Raw genomic sequence first — 15,916 nt, 5'->3', positions numbered from 1 at the left:
TTTGTATGATGAAAGCAATTGAAACCGATTTCATGGAGGTGCTGAACATGGCTGAACTTCTTTTAGAGCACATTTACAAAATTTATGATAATAACGTCACAGCCGTAAAAGACTTCAACTTACATATTCAAGACAAAGAGTTTATCGTCTTCGTCGGCCCGTCCGGCTGCGGAAAATCGACTACTCTCCGGATGATTGCCGGTCTTGAAGAAATTTCAAAAGGCGATTTATATATTGACGGAAAGCGCATGAACGACGTCGCGCCGAAAGATCGCGACATCGCGATGGTATTCCAAAATTATGCGCTTTATCCGCATATGAGCGTCTATGACAACATGGCGTTCGGCTTAAAATTGCGCAAATTCCCGAAAGACGAAATCGACCGCCGCGTTCGTGAAGCTGCGCGCATTCTCGGTCTTGAACAATATTTAGACCGCAAGCCAAAAGCATTATCGGGAGGTCAGCGTCAACGCGTTGCCTTAGGTCGTGCAATTGTTCGCGATGCAAAAGTGTTTTTAATGGACGAGCCGCTTTCGAACCTTGATGCCAAACTTCGCGTCCAAATGCGTTCAGAAATTGCCAAATTACACCAACGCTTAGGGACAACGACGATTTACGTCACACACGACCAAACAGAAGCGATGACGATGGCGACTCGTCTTGTCGTTATGAAAGATGGCGTGATTCAACAAGTCGGTACACCGAAAGAAGTATACGAAAAGCCAGAAAATATTTTCGTCGGCGGCTTTATCGGCTCCCCAGCGATGAACTTCTTAAAAGGAAGATTAGAAGACGGAAAATTCATCATTGACAATGTCACGATCGGCGTTCCTGAAGGAAAAATGAAAGTGCTTCGTGAACAAGGATATGTCGGCAAAGAAGTCATATTAGGCATTCGTCCCGAAGACTTCCATGATGAACCTGTGTTTATTGAAGCATCGCAAAACACAAAAATTACAGCGAACGTTGAAGTCGCTGAATTGCTTGGCGCTGAAACAATGGTTTACTCGCAAATTGCCGGCCAAGAAATCGTGGCCCGCATCGACGCCCGTACAGAAATTAAACCAGGTCATCAGCTCGAACTTGCTTTAGATATGAACAAAGCGCATTTCTTTGATATCGAAACAGAAAAGCGTATTCGCTCAAATAGCGAAAAATAATCATCGTTTCCCCCTATCAATATATATATTGGTTGCCCTAGTCTTTTCAGCTAGGGCTATTCTTTTATAAAACGAACTTCTTCTTTTTGGCAATGCGGGCAATAAAACAGATGGACGCACTCATGATTTCTCCATGTCGTCTCATATCCATCAACTTTTTTCATCATATCGATCTCCATATATGGACTATAATCATCAAAATAGTCGCTCACTTTCCCTTGGTCTTCCAACTCCGTTTGGCAATGCAGGCAAAAAAAGTGCAACGTCCTCAGTCCGTTACAAAGCGGGCAAATATTCATCTGTCATCCTCCTGTTGTAAAATTGCCTTATTTTCAATATCCCCCAACTTGAGTAAATATAAAATGTAAAAAATTACCTAATATTCATAGAGAATAATCATATCAAAACGTTTCAAACTACTAATACCACAATAAACATTGGGTTCAGCCAAGCTTGGCAGCATGTTTATTAAAACATGCGGTGCTGGTGCAAATCCAGCCAACCCAGCCATAAAACTTAAAAATGAGGAGATGATTCAAAATGGCAAGATCCAATAACAACAACCAAGTATTAGTTGCGGGTGCTCAACAAGCGATTGATCAAATGAAATATGAAATTGCCCAAGAATTTGGTGTAAGCCTTGGCGCTGACACAACTTCTCGCGCGAACGGCTCTGTTGGTGGAGAAATTACAAAACGTTTAGTGTCTATGGCTCAACAACAACTTAGTGGGCAGTTTACAGCTCGATAAAAACAATATATTCATGGCAAAAGCCCCAAGTAAAAAAGCTTGGGGCTTATACGTTCTTAGTCATCGGCTCGTTCAACGATACGAGCACTTTGCGAATTCTTCTGTTTTCCACTTGGCGGACGGTTAACGTAAGCGGACCGTATTGCAGCGTTTCACCGACGTTTGGAACGCGCTCAAACATTTCAAAAATCCATCCTCCTAAAGTATGTGACGAACTTTCCGGCTCTTCAATCTTCATCAGCTCACAAAACTCATCAAGCGGCAGTTCTGCATTCAATTCATACCTGTAATCATCAATTTTATGAATGTTTTTTACTGCCTCATCATGTTCATCCCATATTTCGCCAACGATTTGCTCAATAATGTCTTCTAGCGTAATCAGCCCTGCCGTTCCGCCAAATTCATCAACGACAATCGCCATATGAACTTTGCTCTTTTGCAAGGCCGGCAACAAATCCGAAATTTTCATCGATTCGACGACGAATAGCGGTTTTCGCAACAGTTCGCGAATGTTGACTTTTTTTTGCTGAACAAGCTGGCTGAAAAAATCGCTCTCTGATAAAATGCCGAGCACATGGTCAATATCATCTTCATATACAGGCACACGCGAATATCGTTCCTCCAAAAAAATATCGCGAATTTTTTCAATCGGCTCGTTCACTTCCACTGCGACCATATCAATGCGCGGTGTGAAAATCTCTCCCACTAAAATACCATCAAAATCAAGCGAACGATGTACCAATTCTTTTTCTTTATTGTCGATTACTCCTTCTTCCTCGCTTAAATCAATCATTTCTTTAATTTCTTCTTCCGTTACAGACGGAGCCACGATTCCATGAGTCAGCCGCTTCATCAATTTTCCTTTCAATACCGAAAACAATGACGTAATCGGAAATAGCAGTTTCACTAATGCATACATCACTTCTGAATATTTGTGAGCGATCAATTCAGCATGTTTTTTAGCGATCGTTTTCGGCAAAATCTCACCAAAAATTAAAAGAAGCACGATCATTGCGATGGCGCTGATCCATAGTCCTATATCTCCTCCAAATATTTCTATAGACATTTTTGCAGCAATCGTAATCGCCGAAACATAAACAATGCGGTTGGCCACAAGAACAGTGACCAGCACATCATCTAAATGTTCTGCGATATAGAGTGCTCGTTTATTTCCGCTCCGATTTTCGTCTACATCATGCTTGAACCGTGTTTTGTTCACGCTAGAAAAAGCTGTTTCTGCAGAAGAAAAAAAAGCTGATAAAACGAGCAAAAAAAGAAGCAAACTCAAAAGGCTCAGAGGCAATTCTCCCAAAGATTATTCACACTCCTAACCCGTTACTTTGTTTTTATCATATCAAATTTTTCACAAAATTCCTATCACCTAAACATCATCATGAAAAAAACTGCAAGCATACCGCTGCAGTTTTTACGAGTCTAAAATCGTCGCCCCGATCACAAACGCTAACGTTAATAACGACGCAATGTTCAATGTAATCGATAGCTCTTCCATTTTTACAAGCCTCCCATTTATGAACGGATTCCCCTCTTATAAAACTAGCACGAAATTTGTCACCACGCGCTTTAAAAGTAGTACAATTTTTTGACAAAAAAAAGCCCTCTACACGAGAGAGCTTTCTATCCTAGATACCGATGATAAATCGTTTTCGCTTCCTGTATATCTTTCGTCCCGTGAACGAGAGCGCGCCCGTCCCGGAACACAACGAGACGATGTTCGCCAAGAGAAACTGACACAAGATACGGATTCGTTTCCACTCGCAGCCCTTGTTTGGCAAACAAGTCTGCAAGCTGCGGCAAATCGTATTCCCGCTTTCCTGCCGGCCGGATTTGCACAGAGTTTCGTCCGCACAATACAGCCGTTTTCGTTTGCATTTCATACGATAAATATGGATACGTTGGATTTGTCCCGCAAGACGGACAATCTTCTTTTTTCACTTGGTCGACACGAATAGCGGTATGTTGGTTGTTCCATACATCGAACGAAACCAGTTTACCGCGCAGCGACTGTTCATCTCCGACAAGAAGTTTCAATGCTTCCGCCACTTGATAAGCGACCACCATTTGCACTGCTGGGCTAATAATTCCCGCTGTATCGCATGTCAATCCGCCGACCGGCATCGTTTCAAGCAAGCAATGCAAGCACGGCGTTTTTCTTGGAATAAACGTATAGCTAATGCCATAGCTGCCGACACAAGCACCATAAATCCAAGGAATGCCGTATTTACATGAAACATCGTTAATGATCATGCGTGTTTCAAAGTTGTCCGTCGCATCGATGATCACATCCGGTTTCGTTTCCGCTGCTATTCTTTGCAATTCATCAACATTGGCATCGCCAACGATCGCTTCAACTTCGACTTCCGAATTCACTTGTGCTAATCGCTGTTTAGCGGCAATCGCTTTCGGAAGACGGGCCTTCGCATCGTCTTCGCTATATAATTGCTGCCGCTGCAAATTGCTCCATTCCACATAATCGCGGTCAATCATCGTCAGTTTGCCGACTCCCGCCCTTACAAGCGCCTCTGCATTTCCAGTGCCTAACGCTCCTGCTCCAACAATAAGCACATGTTTCGCTGAAATGTTTGCTTGCCCCTCTTTTCCAATGGGAGCAAACAACTCTTGCCGTGAATAACGTTCATTCAAACAATACTCATTCCTTCCATTGGGCTGCTTGCGGTTGCGTACCGTTTCTTCGGAATCCTTCCGGCCTGATAGCCGAGACGCCCTGCTTCAATCGCCAGCTTCATCGCTTTTGCCATTTTCACCGGATCGGCAGCACCAGCGACCGCTGTATTTAATAAAACTCCATCTGCCCCTAATTCCATAGCAAGCGCTGCATCAGCCGGACTGCCAATTCCAGCATCAACAATTACCGGAACGGTTGCCTGCTCAATAATGAAGCTTAAATTTAATGGGTTAATAATCCCTTGACCTGACCCGATCGGTGAAGCTCCCGGCATAATCGCATGACAGCCGAGCTCTTGCAAGCGCTTCGCGAGCACAACATCATCAGATGTGTAAGGAAGCACGATAAACCCTTCTTCTAACAGCATCTCCGTCGCTTTCAACGTCTCCACAGGGTCCGGAAGCAACGTTTTGTCGCAACCGATCACTTCTACTTTAATCATATCACATAATCCGGATGCTTTGGCGAGCCGGGCGATGCGCACCGCTTCTTCCGCCGTTTTAGCGCCAGCTGTATTCGGAAGGAGCTTATATTTCGTCAAATCGAGCTGTTCCAAAAAATTAGGTTGATCCGGCGCAAAAATATTCATCCGGCGCACCGCGAACGTTAAAATTTCCGCTCCAGACACTTCAACTGCTTCTTTTTGAATATCGAGATTCGGGTATTTCCCTGTTCCTAATAAAAGCCGAGACTGAAATTCATATGGTCCAATTTTTAACATCATCATCCGCCTCCTACAAAATGAACGATTTCCACGCGATCTCCATTGCATAGCGCCGTCGTTTCATATTCTTGTTTTTGAACAATATGGGCATTGACTTCTACAATCGCAATTTTCTGATTCAACTGAAAATGAACGAGCAAATCAGCGATAGTGCGAATATGATCAGGAACATGAATTAACTCCCCATTGATGACCAACTCCATCTCTTCACCACCTTTATGTCGTGTATGTCGCATGAATATTCCTCGCCGGCGAAAAAGGAGCAAGATCAATCTCTCCGCTTCCTTTTCCTTCAATTAAATCCGCCATTAATGCACCTGTAATCGGGCTCAATAAAATTCCATTTCGATAATGGCCGGTCGCGATCCACATGTTCTTGTAATGCGGATGCTCGCCGATGTACGGCAGCCCATCTCCTGTTTGCGGCCTAATTCCAGCCCATGCCCGCTCCCATTCCGCCGTACGAATGGTGGGCAGTAATTGCTGCGCCCGCTCTAGCAAACTCATGATTCCTTGCACGGTTACTTTTTTGTCAAACGTATGCGGCGTCGACGTCGCCCCAATCAACAAACGATTGCCTTTTTTCGGAACGATGTAGCAGCCGTTTTTCGCAAAGACGGTTGTTTGAATGATCGGCTTTTCCACTTTTACAAGCAAGCATTCCCCTTTGACCGGATGCATCGAGAGCGAGAGTCCTGTTTTTTCCAGAAATAGCGCTGACCATGCGCCTGCGGCGACAACAACAGCATTCGCGCCAATGGTTCCATGATTGGTGCGGAGCTGATATGAATTTTCTTCCTTCTTGACATCGACCACTTCCGTAAATTCACGCCACTCCGCTCCATAAACAATCGACGCTTTAGCAAAAGCAAGCGACAAATGCGGTGCACTGACTTGGCCGTCGTTTCGGATATACATCGCTCCTTGCAACGCCGCACTTACATTTGGCTCGAATGCTACCACCTCATGATTCGATAACCATTGAACAGGTTGCCCCATTTCCCTCCAAAATTCATAATGTTGTTGCAATGCCTCTTGTTCTTCATCCGTCACTGCCACTTTCAGCATTCCTTTTTGGATTAATCCGATATCAATACCCGTAATCTGTTTTAATTCTTCTCCTAAAACCGGGAACATCTTCCGGCTTTTTAACGCCATCGGAATGAGCGGATTTTCGCTTGAAAATTCTGATTGCGCTCCAAGCATTCCTGCTGCCGCACTTGACGCTTGGCTGGCGATGCGATCTTTTTCCAATACTACGACTCGCACATTTCGTTTCACTAATTGAAAGGCAATGGATCCCCCAATAATCCCACCGCCGATAATCGCCACATCGTAGTGATTGCCATTCATTTCAATCCCTCTCCCTTTTGATAAACTCCTCAGCATCTATCCTTGCATCATTTGCACGTAGCTTTTTACTTGCGCGAGCGGATCATTCGCTAAAAACACACCAGACATGACCGCGATCCCGCTTGCCCCGGCTTTCCATATGTGCGGAACGTGACTCGGTTGAATACCGCCGATCGCGATCACCGGAATGCGCACCGCAGAAGTGATTTGCGCAAGTGTTTCAACACCTCTCGGAGGTATCCCCGCTTTGCATTCCGTCGGAAACACATGACCAAATATGCAGTAATCCGCTCCGCCTTGCTCCGCTTCTACCGCTTCTTCCAACGAATGAACAGAACAACCAACGAAAAGCGACGGAAAACGCTCTTTCACTTTTTTTGCCGGCAAACTATGATAAGCGAGCTGCGCCCCTTTTACTCCGCAGGCGACCGCGACATCCACCCGGTCATTAACGATGATTTTCTCCGCCGGCACACCGCTAGAAAGAAGAGCCTCAATTCGTTCAACAAGCTCTTTAGCTGTCTTTTCTTTCTCGCGAATGTGAATCGCATCGACATACAGATGAATTTGTGAAGCAATCGCTGCAAACTGTTCAGTTGTTTGTTTTCCTGTTGAGATGACGTGAAACTGTTTTTTCATCCTCATCCCCCGCTAGCGGACATCGGTTACCGGAATATACGGGAAAACCGTTGCCGCATAATATGACAGCATGATGATGCCGATCATCGAAAAAAGAAACATAAGATCGTATTTACTAAAGCCAATACGATAATAAAACGTCCGTTTCGTTTCATTTGAAAAGCGCTTTGCTTCCATCGCCACCGCAATGCGTTGCGCACGGCGAATGCTTTGTGATAAAAGCGGAACGGCATACCGCTTTACTTTTTCGAGCGTTCCGCTATGACCGGCCCCGCGCACTTTCAATGCGTTTTGCACCGTTTGAAACTCCTCAAGCATAATCGGAATCAAGCGAACACCCGCTAAAAAGCTATATGCATATTTCGGCTTCAACTTCAGCTGCTGCATAAGCGAATAAAATAAATACACCGGCCGTGTCGTCAGCGAAAAAATTAATCCTAAAAGCGCAAATGTTAACGCACGAAAGCCGAGATGCATTCCCCGCAAAAAGCTTTCTTTCGTAACGTGAACAAGCCCCCATTGAACCCATGTCGTCGTTCCTTGCCCAAACAACGTCATCGAAGAAGCGGTTGAAACGAAAATGACGAAAAACGGCAAAAAGAACAGCAATAAATATTTCAGAGGATAGCCGGTATAGATGAAAAATAAAAGAAACAGCCCGATGGATAAATTGATGAGCACGTTCGGATTATGCAAAAATAGCACGAGAATAAATATACTCATCATGACAAGTAGCTTTAAACTCGGATTCGTCCGATGCAGCCACGTTTCACGATAGTGAATATCCCATCTCACGGCTTGATCCTCCCTGTACAGATAACGCTTTTTTTGTTTCCGGCATGACCGGTTCATCACGAACGAGCTGCCCGTTTTCAATGATCCATCTTCGTGTTGCAAAATGCTTCACAATTTGTTCATCGTGGGTGACCATGATGATCGCGGCTCCTTTTTCACGATAAGACTCGAACAGTTCCAACAAAGCAAACGTATTTTTCGCATCTTGGCCAAATGTCGGTTCATCCAACAAAAACACCTTTTGTCCGCTGATGATCGAAGCCGCTACGCTTAACCGGCGCTTTTGTCCCATCGATAATTGGTATGGGTGCTGTTTTTTTTGCTCTTCTAAGTGAAACATTTTTAATAAGCGCTCTACTTCTGAAGCGATCTCTTGCTCTGTTCTCTTTTCAAGGCGAAGCGAGTACGCCATTTCCTCCCATACCGAATTCGTGACAAATTGAAACTCCGGATTTTGGAATACAAATGCAATGCGGCGGGCAAGCTGTTTCGTTTGCTCAAGCCTGTTTCCGTATACTTTATACTCCCCGTCCGTCGGAATAAGCTTCATTAACGCGTGCAATAACGTGCTTTTTCCGGCCCCGTTTTTTCCAGTAACCGCAATCCATTCTCCTTCATGTACACGCGCCGTATTGACGCGGATTTTCACTTCTTTATTTCGGTATCCTTGAAAATTCTCTAGGCAAATCACTTCACGCTGTTCGCTGCTATGCCGGCGCACTTTTTTCTTTTTTTTATAATCATCCCATATTCTAGGGTACCAAACGCCTTGCGAAGCAATGACTTCTTTATAATTGTGAAAAATGGTAGACGCCTCTCCATCCGCAACGATTTCTCCCGCATCATTAAATAAAATGATGCGATCCACAAAATCTAACACATGTTCAATTTTATGTTCGACGATAATAACTGTTTTATCATAGGCGATTTGTTTAACCGTTCGCCAAATCATTTCCGTTCCTTCATCGTCAATCATCGCCGTCGGTTCGTCGAGAAATAATACATCGGGCTCGAGCGCAAGAACGGAAGCGAGAGCGAGCCGCTGTTTCATGCCCCCTGACAACGTGTGAATATTCGTATGCGGCGGCACTTGCAAATTCACTGCCCGCAGCAAACCTTCAATGCGCTCCGGCATTTGTTCGCGCGGCACGCTAATATTTTCGAGCACAAAAGCGATTTCCTCATCGACAAACGGCATGCAAAATTGCGAATCGGGATCTTGAAAGACATACCCCCAGTTGTCGGGAACGCGAATATGTTTCGCTTTCATCGGAATGTCCACCGAATGCGGAATCAATCCAGACAAAACTTGCAATAGCGTTGATTTTCCGCAACCTGATGGACCTATCAATAACACTTTTTCCCCTTTTTTAAAAGACAGTGATAAATCTTTAAATAATAGAGTTTCTTTTCCAGGAAACTTCAAACGCAGCTGTTCAACAGAGGCAATACATTCCATGTCCCAAATTCACCCTCTATCGATCCAGCTGCTCATAATCTTCTTTTGAAGCGGAACGAACCATTTGCGTCACCCCTGTCGCTTCGAGCGCTTTTACTAACGAAGAAGCAAACACGCCGGAAATCAAAACTGCGCCGACAAAGCGCGCAAGAAGGAACAACGCTAAGTTCCAAGGAGCTAACGCTTCAATATATCCTTTATAAAAATCCATGATTAATGAACCGATCGTTGAACCGATTGCCGCCAACGAAACGACAAACACATCGAACTGCTTATAGCGAAATGCGGCAAATGCTGCTTCGGCAAACAATCCTTGCACGACGCCATAAAGCAATACTTCCAGCCCCCATTCCGAGCCCATAATAAACTCGCCGGAAGAAGCGGCAATTTCAGCAAGAAGGGCAACCCCCGGTTTGCGAATGATAAGAAACGCCACCGTTGCTGCGATAAACCACATACCGTAGATCAATTGATCGACATGAAGCCCAAATGGTTTGACGAAGTAATAAAACGGTCCCCATAACTTATAGACAATTCCAAATACAATCGAAATGACAATGGTTGTTAAAATATCAGCTAATTTCAATCCTTTAGTTGTTTGCATGTTTCATCCTCTCCCTCCCTTGAATTGGCCATGTTTCTAAGCGGTACGCCATTTCCCAAAACGAATATTCATATTGGCTGCTAACAATAAAATGTTGTTTCATTCGCTTACGATCAGCTTCTGTGACGTTTTTCGCTACCTCATCCAAACGGGCAATTTGCTCCTCCACTAAGCTGCGAAACCACTCTGAGCCGTAAGCAGCAATCCACTCCTGATAAATCGGCTCTTTCGGCTTGCAATCTTTCAACCGCTCGCCAATCTCATAATAAAGCCAATAGCACGGTAAAATCGCGGCGATAATATCGCCTAAATGCCCTTCGTACGCTACGCGATACAAATGAGACGTATACGCATACGCAGTCGGAGCCGGGATAAACGAAGCTTTTTCTTCATTTGTAATCCCTAGCTGTTTCACGAATTTTTCATGCAAAGCTAATTCCGCTTGATACGTATTTTGCGCATGATGCGCCATGCGCGCCGTCGTTGCTAAATCAGAAGCTTTCGCCGCTCCAAGCGCCTGTACTTTTGCAAAATGGCTTAAATAATACGAATCTTGCAAAACGTAATAACGAAAACAAGAAAGAGCAAGCGTTCCTTCGCCGAGCTCTTGGACAAACGGATGTTGAAAGCTCGCTTCCCATATTGAGTCAACCACTTCTCGCAACCAAGAAGAAAATGACATCGAATCCCCCCTAAAATAAAATATAAAAACCACTTTCTTTGCAAGCGTAAAGAAAGTGGTTACAAACGTGAATAAACAAATGCGTTACTTCCACTTCCCTACGCTGGTATAACCCAGATCAGGTTCTAAGGGTCTCAAAGGCACACTTTGATCTCAGCCTATCTAAAGGCCCCCCTAGTGGATACTAATAAACATATCCATATTTCATTGTTTACATTTATCATATCACGGCCGGCATTGTTGTCAAGTCATTTCGCCATATATTTCCGATTTCCGCCCTCAATCTCAACAACTGCCATCATTGCGTCTTGCCGGTCAATTCTGTATGATAAAAAGGGCAAATAACTAGTTAATGGAGTGGAGAACGTGGCAAACGTATTTTTAAAACGAAAGCGGAAAAAACGGCTCGAACAAGGGCATCCTTGGATTTTTCAAAGCGAAGTCGATTATATTGAAGGGGATTTTGAACCAGGTGACTTTGTCAACGTATATAATCATCAGCGCCATTTTCTTGCGAAAGGATATATTAATCCAAAATCACAAATGATTGTGCGCGTCTTGACGCATCATCAGGAAGACGAGTTAAACGAATCGTTTTTCATCAACCGCATTCGACGGGCATGGGCTTACCGCGAGCGAATGATCCCCGGCGTCCGTTCCTGCCGTGCAATCTACGGTGAAGCGGACTTTTTGCCGGGATTAATTGTCGATAAGTATGAAGATGTGCTCGTTGTACAAATTCTTTCGCTCGGAATGGAAAAACGGAAAAACTGGATTTTAAAAGGACTGCTCGACGTATTTAAGCCTAAAGCGATCTACTTGCGCAATGACGTATATGTCCGGGAGCTAGAAGGGCTGCCGCAAGAAAAAGGATTTTGGTACGGCGAATGTGAAACAGAAGTAATCATCGAAGAAAACGGCGTTCGTTACATAGTTGACATCGAAAACGGACAAAAAACAGGCTTTTTCTTTGATCAGCGACAAAACCGCGCCGCCATCAAACCGCTCATCGACCGTAACACGACCGTATTAGACTGCTTTACCCATACAGGGTCGTTCATGTTGAACGCCTGCTTATACGGCGCCAAGCATGTCACGGCAGTCGATATTTCAGAGCATGCGATCGAAACAGCGAAACGCAATGCCGCACTAAACGGTTTTACCAATGTTGAGTTTGTCGTCGCCAATGCGTTCGATTATTTACGGGAAGCTGTTCATGAAGGGAAGAAATGGGACGTTGTCATTATCGACCCCCCTGCTTTCGCCAAGTCGGCACAGACTGTACCGAAAGCGCTCGGCGGCTATAAAGACATCAACTTAAACGGATTAAAGCTCGTCAAAGACGGCGGATTTTTCGTCACCGCGAGCTGCTCGTACCACGTTCATGCCGACTTATTCCGAGCGATGATCGACGAAGCGGCCTTTGATGCGAAAAAGATTTTGCGACAAGTCCATTGGAGCGGCGCCGGCTACGACCATCCAAAACTGCTCGCGGCCGACGAAGGTGACTATTTAAAATTTGCGATTTTCGAGGTACATTCGCGAAAATAACGGACACGATTTTCGATGTCCGTTATTTTTTAACATCCAAAAACGAAAGAAATCTTATACCGTTGTTGTAATTTACCACCCTTTTCGCAAACGCAAATGTTGAATGTGCGCTGTATGATGCTTCCCGTGCCACGCACACATCGCGATAAACGTGTATAAATCTACTGCTGTTTTCATTCCTTCATGATAAAATGTCCGCTTAAAATCTTCCGGTTTGAGCGTTTCAAGCAGCTGTCCCCAACGTCCGTGCAGCCCCTCGAGCAATTGAAGCGAAAGTTCCACTGACGAAAAGCAGGCCTCCACCGTTTCCGCCCAAGCATTTTCGTCAAACGGCTTAATGGAAGGAACATTCTCGGTAAGCGTCCATTTTGTCCGCAAAAACGCATTCATGCTCGCGTCCGCCACGTGGTGCACAACTTGTGCCACCGTCCACCCCCCTTCGCGATACGGCGTGTTGAGCTGTTCCTCATTTAATCCGCTCACCGCCTCGCGCAACGCTATTGGCAAACGGCGAATATCAGAAACCCATTGCTTCACATCTTCTTCTTGAAACGATGTCGGTTTTTCAAATTTTCCAATTGGATAACGAATCTCATCCATGTCTTCATCCCCTTTCTTTTTAACTGTTTCGCTAAAGGTAAGACGATTCCTTCTTTGATAATAACAAAAAAGACAAGCATTACTGCTTGCCTTGCAACAAATATACGCGCGTTTCGTACGGTCTCAACTTAAAACGTGTAGCATTTTTGTGCGGTTTTACTTCATAATTTTGCAGCATTAACTCGTCTGATGACAGCTGCAATTGGTCATACCGATACAAAACAGGCTGATCGCTCATGTTGACAATAATGACCGCTTTTTCGTCCCCTAGCGTTCTTGTATATGCGTAAATCGCTTTATCTTTTTCTAAAATTAAATCATACGTTCCGTAAATAAACACTTCATTTTCTTTCCGAAGACGAATCATTTTTTTATAGAAATTAAGAACAGAGTGAGGGTCTATTAATTGCTTCTCTACATTAATTTCTTTGTAATTTTCGTTTATCCCCAGCCACGGTGTTCCCGTCGTAAAACCGGCATTCGCCTCACTCGACCATTGCATCGGTGTACGCGAATTGTCGCGCCCTTTTTTCCATATCACTTCCATAATTTCTTCGTGCGGCCGTCCTTTTTCCCTCTCAATGCGGTAAAAATTTTTCATCGCGACATCATCGTATTCATCAATCGTTTCAAACCGAACATTCGTCATGCCGATTTCTTGTCCTTGATAAATAAACGGCGTCCCTTGCATGAGAAAGTAAAGAGCCCCCAACGCCTTTGCACTTTCTGTAAGATATTCTTGATCGTTCCCCCATGTTGACACAGAGCGGGGCTGATCGTGGTTTTCTAAAAATAAAGCATTCCAACCTCGATTTTCGAGACTTTTTTGCCATTTTGTCAGCGTGCGCTTTAATTGACGGACATTGACACCACCGTCCGTTCCTTTTTCCCATAATCCTAAATGCTCAAACTGAAAAATCATATTAAAAATGCCATTTTCTTCGCCAACCCATTCTTCCGCTTGCTCCGCTTTCACTCCATTTGCTTCCCCGACGGTCATAATGTCATAACGCGCAAACGTTTGCATTTTCAGCTCTCTTAAATAATCCATAATCCCTTCTTGGTTCATATGGCCATCAAATGACGGAACGTAATCAAGTCCCTTTGGATTCGGCAAATCCGGAAGCCCCGGCTTTTTCTTAATGTGCGAAATCGCATCGACCCGAAATCCGTCAATTCCTTTATCAAGCCACCAGTTAATCATGTTGTAAAGCTCGCGGCGCACTTCTTCGTTTTCCCAGTTTAAATCGGGCTGTTTCACCGCAAAGACGTGTAAATAATACTGATCCGTTGTCGGATCATACTCCCAAGCCGATCCGCCAAAAATGCTTTCCCAGTTGTTCGGCTCACGCCCATTTTTCCCATCGCGCCAAATATACCAATCGCGCTTCGGACTATCTTTTGCTGAACGCGACTCAATAAACCATGGATGTTCATCACTCGTATGATTGATGACAAGATCCAAAATCACTTTCATCCCGCGTTGATGAATTTCGTCTAGCAACATATCAAAATCTTCCATCGTCCCGAACTCTTCCATAATCGCATGATAATCGCTAATATCGTATCCGTTATCAGCGTTTGGCGATTTGTAGATCGGGCAAATCCATATGATATCGATTCCAAGGTCTTGCAAATAATCAAGCTTTGAGATAATTCCGCGAAGATCGCCAATTCCGTCCCCATTGGAGTCCATAAAGCTTCTCGGATAAATTTGATACGCAACTCCTTCTTTCCACCATGCTTTCTTCAACGCTGCATCCTCCTCTTTTTCCGTATACGTTTTCAACGCTACTCTCCATTTTAATACACAACTGGCCTTGGTGAAAGAGAAAGTTTTCACTTCACAAAATTTTTAAAAGCGCTAACGCGACTTCCGCCACGTTCAAAATGCAAGTAAGAAAAAAGGCTAGAAACATCTAGCCTCGCTGTTGTTCGTACAATTTCAGGTGATGATATACGGCTTTTAGCAACGGAGCATCGATTTGATATTGTTTCGCCAGCTGCAGCAAATATCCTTGCAAATGATCCGCTTCGACCATATGGCCTTTTTCCATATCGCGCTGCATCGATGATTTCATTTCCGGTGACATTTCGTTCATTTGCACTAATTGCTTTTCTTCAATATCATCGGCAATCGGAGCGCCATGCGCCCTCATAATCGCCGCAATCTCTTTTAATAAAGCAAACAAAATCTCTTGTCCGTATTCTCCTGAACGGACAGGCCCCATCGGCGCGCGGAACAGCGTCGTCACTCCCGACATCGTCGCAATAAATAAATATTTATGCCACATATCCGTTACGATGTGTTCGCTTAAGCGAAAACGGGCATTGCAGTTCGAAAACAGATTATGGAGCGCTTGAATCCGTTCCGTCACTTCTCCTGACCATTCGCCAAATCTTACATCATGAGACGGGCTCGATTGAACGATCGTCCCATCTGGAGCTAACGTCGTTTCAATAAAACAAAGACCACCTAGCACGTTTTCTTTTCCAAACTCGCTCCAAAGCACTTCCATATGGGCCATGCCGTTTAACAGCGGCAAAATCATCGTCGTTTTTCCTACATACGGCTTCGCATCGCGAATCGCTTCTTGTAAATGGTATGCTTTATTCGAAAAAATGACAACATCAAACGGCTCTGCTTTTTCTCCATTGACAAGTGTTTTCGGCGTTAACACCACATCGCCGTGAACACTGCGGATGACAAGCCCGTGCTCCTCTAATTGCTTTTTTCTACGCTCACGGACAAGAAATGTGATATCTTCCCCTTTTTCCAACAGCCGACCGCCAAAATAGCCGCCAACGCCACCCGCACCAACGACTAACACGCGCATTCATCATTCCTCCTTATAAAATAGATTGAAGCTGCACATCCTAACAGATATGACAAAG

The 15,916-nt window shown here is 44.4% G+C and carries 17 protein-coding genes and 1 riboswitch; of the genes, 3 read left to right on the top strand and 14 right to left on the bottom strand.

The genetic code is table 11. The annotated features are described in order from the left end of the window. Nucleotides 1-47 precede the first annotated feature (47 nt). Complete coding sequence (locus HNQ34_RS11850) at nucleotides 48-1,160, top strand: ABC transporter ATP-binding protein (RefSeq protein WP_183254803.1); 1,113 nt, start codon at nucleotides 48-50, stop codon at nucleotides 1,158-1,160. Nucleotides 1,161-1,216: 56 nt separating this feature from the next. Here HNQ34_RS11850 and HNQ34_RS11845 read toward each other — a convergent pair whose 3' ends face one another. Beyond that, on the bottom strand, nucleotides 1,217-1,459 hold the full coding sequence (locus HNQ34_RS11845; RefSeq protein ID WP_183254801.1) for a hypothetical protein: 243 nt from the start codon (nucleotides 1,457-1,459) through the stop codon (nucleotides 1,217-1,219). 241 nt (nucleotides 1,460-1,700) lie between these two features. Between HNQ34_RS11845 and HNQ34_RS11840 the strand changes: the two genes are divergently transcribed. Beyond that, nucleotides 1,701-1,910, top strand: coding sequence for an alpha/beta-type small acid-soluble spore protein (locus HNQ34_RS11840; protein WP_183254799.1), 210 nt, complete (start codon nucleotides 1,701-1,703; stop codon nucleotides 1,908-1,910). 46 nt (nucleotides 1,911-1,956) lie between these two features. On the opposite strand, the gene HNQ34_RS11835 is transcribed toward HNQ34_RS11840, so the two are convergent. The 10 genes from HNQ34_RS11835 to tenA all read right to left on the bottom strand — a co-directional run bounded on the left by HNQ34_RS11835 (nucleotide 1,957) and on the right by tenA (nucleotide 10,870). Then, nucleotides 1,957-3,222, bottom strand: a complete 1,266-nt coding sequence (locus HNQ34_RS11835; RefSeq protein ID WP_183254797.1) for a hemolysin family protein — start codon at nucleotides 3,220-3,222, stop codon at nucleotides 1,957-1,959. A gap of 323 nt (nucleotides 3,223-3,545) precedes the next feature. Continuing rightward, nucleotides 3,546-4,571 carry a thiazole biosynthesis adenylyltransferase ThiF gene (locus HNQ34_RS11830; protein ID WP_183254796.1) on the bottom strand — a complete coding sequence of 342 codons (1,026 nt, stop codon included), beginning with the start codon at nucleotides 4,569-4,571 and terminating at the stop codon, nucleotides 3,546-3,548. Beyond that, nucleotides 4,568-5,335, bottom strand: a complete 768-nt coding sequence (locus tag HNQ34_RS11825; protein WP_183254794.1) for a thiazole synthase — start codon at nucleotides 5,333-5,335, stop codon at nucleotides 4,568-4,570. The genes HNQ34_RS11830 and HNQ34_RS11825 overlap by 4 nt, the downstream gene beginning before the upstream one ends. Before the next feature lie 2 nt (nucleotides 5,336-5,337). Next, on the bottom strand, nucleotides 5,338-5,541 hold the full coding sequence (gene thiS, locus HNQ34_RS11820; RefSeq protein WP_183254792.1) for a sulfur carrier protein ThiS: 204 nt from the start codon (nucleotides 5,539-5,541) through the stop codon (nucleotides 5,338-5,340). A gap of 13 nt (nucleotides 5,542-5,554) precedes the next feature. After that, nucleotides 5,555-6,691, bottom strand: coding sequence for a glycine oxidase ThiO (gene thiO / locus HNQ34_RS11815; RefSeq protein WP_183254790.1), 1,137 nt, complete (start codon nucleotides 6,689-6,691; stop codon nucleotides 5,555-5,557). A gap of 36 nt (nucleotides 6,692-6,727) precedes the next feature. Next, on the bottom strand, nucleotides 6,728-7,330 hold the full coding sequence (gene tenI / locus HNQ34_RS11810; RefSeq protein ID WP_183254788.1) for a thiazole tautomerase TenI: 603 nt from the start codon (nucleotides 7,328-7,330) through the stop codon (nucleotides 6,728-6,730). Between the two features lie 12 nt (nucleotides 7,331-7,342). Then, on the bottom strand, nucleotides 7,343-8,125 hold the full coding sequence (locus HNQ34_RS11805) for an energy-coupling factor transporter transmembrane component T family protein (protein WP_183254786.1): 783 nt from the start codon (nucleotides 8,123-8,125) through the stop codon (nucleotides 7,343-7,345). Next, nucleotides 8,100-9,584: an ABC transporter ATP-binding protein gene (locus HNQ34_RS11800; protein WP_183254784.1), complete on the bottom strand. Its 1,485-nt coding sequence runs from the start codon at nucleotides 9,582-9,584 to the stop codon at nucleotides 8,100-8,102. The genes HNQ34_RS11805 and HNQ34_RS11800 overlap by 26 nt, the downstream gene beginning before the upstream one ends. Nucleotides 9,585-9,600: 16 nt before the next feature. Continuing rightward, nucleotides 9,601-10,188, bottom strand: a complete 588-nt coding sequence (locus HNQ34_RS11795) for an ECF transporter S component (RefSeq protein ID WP_183254782.1) — start codon at nucleotides 10,186-10,188, stop codon at nucleotides 9,601-9,603. Further along, nucleotides 10,175-10,870 (bottom strand): thiaminase II, encoded by a 696-nt coding sequence (gene tenA / locus HNQ34_RS11790; protein WP_183254779.1) that lies wholly within the window; start codon nucleotides 10,868-10,870, stop codon nucleotides 10,175-10,177. The genes HNQ34_RS11795 and tenA overlap by 14 nt, the downstream gene beginning before the upstream one ends. Before the next feature lie 78 nt (nucleotides 10,871-10,948). Then, nucleotides 10,949-11,056: riboswitch (TPP riboswitch) on the bottom strand. Between the two features lie 180 nt (nucleotides 11,057-11,236). Between tenA and HNQ34_RS11785 the strand changes: the two genes are divergently transcribed. Further along, nucleotides 11,237-12,421, top strand: a complete 1,185-nt coding sequence (locus HNQ34_RS11785; RefSeq protein WP_183254777.1) for a class I SAM-dependent rRNA methyltransferase — start codon at nucleotides 11,237-11,239, stop codon at nucleotides 12,419-12,421. Between the two features lie 72 nt (nucleotides 12,422-12,493). On the opposite strand, the gene HNQ34_RS11780 is transcribed toward HNQ34_RS11785, so the two are convergent. From HNQ34_RS11780 to HNQ34_RS11770, 3 genes are all read right to left on the bottom strand, one after another. Further along, nucleotides 12,494-13,021, bottom strand: coding sequence for a YfiT family bacillithiol transferase (locus tag HNQ34_RS11780; RefSeq protein WP_183254775.1), 528 nt, complete (start codon nucleotides 13,019-13,021; stop codon nucleotides 12,494-12,496). 79 nt (nucleotides 13,022-13,100) lie between these two features. Beyond that, the gene (locus HNQ34_RS11775; protein WP_183254773.1) at nucleotides 13,101-14,774 is read right to left on the bottom strand and encodes a glycoside hydrolase family 13 protein; all 1,674 of its coding nucleotides are present in this window, start codon (nucleotides 14,772-14,774) and stop codon (nucleotides 13,101-13,103) included. Nucleotides 14,775-14,940: 166 nt separating this feature from the next. Further along, nucleotides 14,941-15,858 carry a ketopantoate reductase family protein gene (locus HNQ34_RS11770; protein WP_183254771.1) on the bottom strand — a complete coding sequence of 306 codons (918 nt, stop codon included), beginning with the start codon at nucleotides 15,856-15,858 and terminating at the stop codon, nucleotides 14,941-14,943. Between the last annotated feature and the right edge of the window lie 58 nt (nucleotides 15,859-15,916).

The organism is Anoxybacteroides tepidamans, from assembly GCF_014201465.1.
Classification (GTDB): domain Bacteria; phylum Bacillota; class Bacilli; order Bacillales; family Anoxybacillaceae; genus Anoxybacteroides; species Anoxybacteroides tepidamans.
The sequence above is the reverse complement of the archived record's forward strand: the minus strand, read 5'-3'. Positions and strand labels throughout refer to the sequence as shown.

What these genes read in the sequence shown, in the direction of transcription:
- HNQ34_RS11770 (WP_183254771.1), bottom strand. Translation starts at nt 15,858, where the DNA reads ATGCGCGTGTTAGTCGTTGGTGCGGGTGGCGTTGGCGGCTATTTTGGC.
- thiO (WP_183254790.1), bottom strand. Translation starts at nt 6,691, where the DNA reads ATGAATGGCAATCACTACGATGTGGCGATTATCGGCGGTGGGATTATT.
- HNQ34_RS11780 (WP_183254775.1), bottom strand. Translation starts at nt 13,021, where the DNA reads ATGGATGAGATTCGTTATCCAATTGGAAAATTTGAAAAACCGACATCG.
- HNQ34_RS11850 (WP_183254803.1), top strand. Translation starts at nt 48, where the DNA reads ATGGCTGAACTTCTTTTAGAGCACATTTACAAAATTTATGATAATAAC.
- tenI (WP_183254788.1), bottom strand. Translation starts at nt 7,330, where the DNA reads ATGAAAAAACAGTTTCACGTCATCTCAACAGGAAAACAAACAACTGAA.
- HNQ34_RS11840 (WP_183254799.1), top strand. Translation starts at nt 1,701, where the DNA reads ATGGCAAGATCCAATAACAACAACCAAGTATTAGTTGCGGGTGCTCAA.
- HNQ34_RS11825 (WP_183254794.1), bottom strand. Translation starts at nt 5,335, where the DNA reads ATGTTAAAAATTGGACCATATGAATTTCAGTCTCGGCTTTTATTAGGA.
- thiS (WP_183254792.1), bottom strand. Translation starts at nt 5,541, where the DNA reads ATGGAGTTGGTCATCAATGGGGAGTTAATTCATGTTCCTGATCATATT.
- HNQ34_RS11800 (WP_183254784.1), bottom strand. Translation starts at nt 9,584, where the DNA reads ATGGAATGTATTGCCTCTGTTGAACAGCTGCGTTTGAAGTTTCCTGGA.
- HNQ34_RS11845 (WP_183254801.1), bottom strand. Translation starts at nt 1,459, where the DNA reads ATGAATATTTGCCCGCTTTGTAACGGACTGAGGACGTTGCACTTTTTT.
- tenA (WP_183254779.1), bottom strand. Translation starts at nt 10,870, where the DNA reads ATGTCATTTTCTTCTTGGTTGCGAGAAGTGGTTGACTCAATATGGGAA.
- HNQ34_RS11795 (WP_183254782.1), bottom strand. Translation starts at nt 10,188, where the DNA reads ATGCAAACAACTAAAGGATTGAAATTAGCTGATATTTTAACAACCATT.